Genomic DNA, 2345 nt, shown 5'->3' on the forward strand with positions numbered 1-2345 from the left:
GGAGGCCGGAGAGGCGCAGCCGGAACCGGAGGCCGCCGAGGCGGCGCCCGAGCCCGCTCCGGCCGAGGTTGCCGAAGCCGCCCCCGAAGCGGCCGAGGCCCCCGAGGCAGCGCCCGAGGCGCCGGCCGAACCAGAGCCCGAGGACGCGGCCGCCCCCGAGCCCGAGGCGCCCGCCGAGCCCGAGCCCGAACCGGCACGCGAGCCCGAGACGCAGGGCGCCGGCGGCGACGGCAAGCCCAAGCGCCGCGGCTGGTGGTCCATCGGCTGAGGCCGCCCGCTACGACGAAGGGTCCGAACGACGAAGGGCCGCAAAGTCGAAGGGCCGAACGACGAAGGGCGCCCCGCGGGGCGCCCTTTCGCTTCGCAGGCCGCGCTGGCCGGATCAGTTCACCTCGGTTCGCACGGCCTCGACGATCTGGAGCATCGCGTCGAGCGGCACGTAGCCGCGCACGAGCTGGTCGCCGAAGACGAAGCTCGGCGTTCCCGTGATCGCCAGCCGCTGCGCGAGGTCGCGGTTGTAGGCGATGGTCTGACCGACGAGCGGGTCGTCCATCGCCTCCATGATCGGCGCGGGATCGAGGCCAAGCTCGTTCGCGGTGGCCATCAGCGAGGCCTCCGTCACGTCGCCCCGCAGCACCATCAGCGCGTCGTTCATCGCACCGTAGGCGTCGTCGCCGTGCGCGATCCGGGTCGCGATGGCGAACTGCGAGGCCAGGACCGACTGCTCGCCGAGGATCGGGAACTCCTTGACCACGTAGCGGATGTTGCCGTCGAGCGCGATCAGGTCCTCGACCTCGGGATGCGCCCGCCGGCAGAAGCCGCAGCGGTAGTCCATGAACTCCACGAGCACCACGTCGCCCTCCGGGTTGCCGCCGACCCAGTCGAAGGCGGAGTTGAAGAGCGCGTCGGCGTTGGCGGCGACGCTCATCGCGTCGCGCTCGCCCTCGGCGGCGGCCTGGCGCTGCTCGAGGACGCCGATCGCCTCCATCAGCACCTCGGGGTTCTCCAGCAGGTAGGCGCGGACCTCGGCACGGAAGGCGTCGCGCTCGGCCGCGTCCATGTCGATCAGGTCGGCCGCGGCGGGGCCCGCGGCAAGCGCGCCCGCGAGGGCGAGGGGGGCAAGAAGCCTCATCGTGTCATCTCCGTATCCGGCCGGCTCGCCGAAGGGCTAGCACATCCCGCCGCTGAATCCATCCATGCCGCGGCCTTGCGCGGCACGACACCGCGTGTTGACGCGCGCGCCCGCGGCTGGTTTGTCACGCGGGGCAGGATAGGGGGCGCGAGATGCGACATTCAAGCCGGTCCGGGGTCGATCCCTTCATCGTGATGGACGTGATGGAGGCCGCGCGCGCCGCCGAGGAGGCGGGCCGCCACATCGTCCACATGGAGGTCGGCCAGCCGGGCAGCGGCGCGCCGGAGGCCGCGCGGCGCCGTCTCGCGCGGGAGATGGAGAAGGGCCCCTTGGGCTACACCGTCGCGCTGGGGCGGCCCGACCTGCGCGCCGCCATCGCGGCCCTCTACGGCGAGTGGTACGGCCTCGACCTCGATCCGGCGCGCGTCGTGCTGACCTCGGGGGCGTCCGGCGGCTTCCTCCTCGCCTTCACGGCGCTGTTCGACGCGGGCGACAAGGTGGCGTTGGGCGAGCCCTGCTATCCCTCCTATCGCCAGATCCTCACCGCGCTGAGCCTGACGCCCGTGGGCCTCGTGACGGGGCCCGGGACGCGGTTCCAGCCGGTGGCGGAACAGCTCACCGACGACCTCGCGGGCCTCATCGTGGCCAGCCCGGCGAACCCTACCGGCACGATGCTGGGGCGCGAGGACCTGCAATCCCTGTCGGATGCTTGCGGGGAGAAGCTCGTCTCGCTCGTCTCCGACGAGATCTATCACGGCCTGCAATACGAGGGCCGCGCGGTCAGCGCGCTCGAGGTGACGGACGAGGTCTACGTCATCAACTCCTTCTCCAAGTATTTCTCCATGACGGGCTGGCGCCTCGGCTGGATGGTCGTGCCGCCCGACCATGTCCGCATCGTCGAACGGCTGGCGCAGAACATGTTCATCTGTCCCGCGCACGCGAGCCAGGTGGCGGCGCTCGGCGCGCTCAGCCCCGAGGGGCGGGCGGAACTGGATGAACACCGCGCCACATATACAAGGAATCGCGAGATCCTTCTCGCCGGTCTGGCGGAGGCGGGTCTGACCCGCACCGCGCCCGCCGACGGGGCCTTCTACGTCTATGCCGACGTCTCGCACCTGACGGACGACAGCCGCGCGCTCTGCGACCGCATCCTCGCCGAGGCGGGCGTCGCCGTCACGCCGGGGCTCGACTTCGACAAGACGCGGGGCCACGG

General features: G+C 72.0%; 3 protein-coding genes. 2 read left to right on the forward strand and 1 reads right to left on the reverse strand.

Annotated features, from left to right (window positions below; translation table 11 throughout):
- Positions 1-268: hypothetical protein (locus tag ACTS11_RS16625; protein ID WP_442641414.1), on the forward strand; the 268-nt coding region annotated here is incomplete at its 5' end.
- Between the two features lie 114 nt (positions 269-382).
- Here the strand turns inward: ACTS11_RS16625 and ACTS11_RS16630 are convergent.
- Positions 383-1132, reverse strand: coding sequence for a DsbA family protein (locus ACTS11_RS16630; RefSeq protein WP_442641415.1), 750 nt, complete (start codon positions 1130-1132; stop codon positions 383-385).
- A gap of 152 nt (positions 1133-1284) precedes the next feature.
- Between ACTS11_RS16630 and ACTS11_RS16635 the strand changes: the two genes are divergently transcribed.
- A partial coding sequence (locus ACTS11_RS16635; protein ID WP_442641416.1) for a pyridoxal phosphate-dependent aminotransferase occupies positions 1285-2345 on the forward strand: 1061 nt, incomplete at its 3' end.

It is taken from the genome of Roseicyclus sp. (assembly GCF_052168335.1).
Lineage (GTDB): Bacteria > Pseudomonadota > Alphaproteobacteria > Rhodobacterales > Rhodobacteraceae > Roseibacterium.

Coding starts and splice junctions, on each gene's coding strand:
- ACTS11_RS16630 (WP_442641415.1), bottom strand. CDS start 1,132: ATGAGGCTTCTTGCCCCCCTCGCCCTCGCGGGCGCGCTTGCCGCGGGC.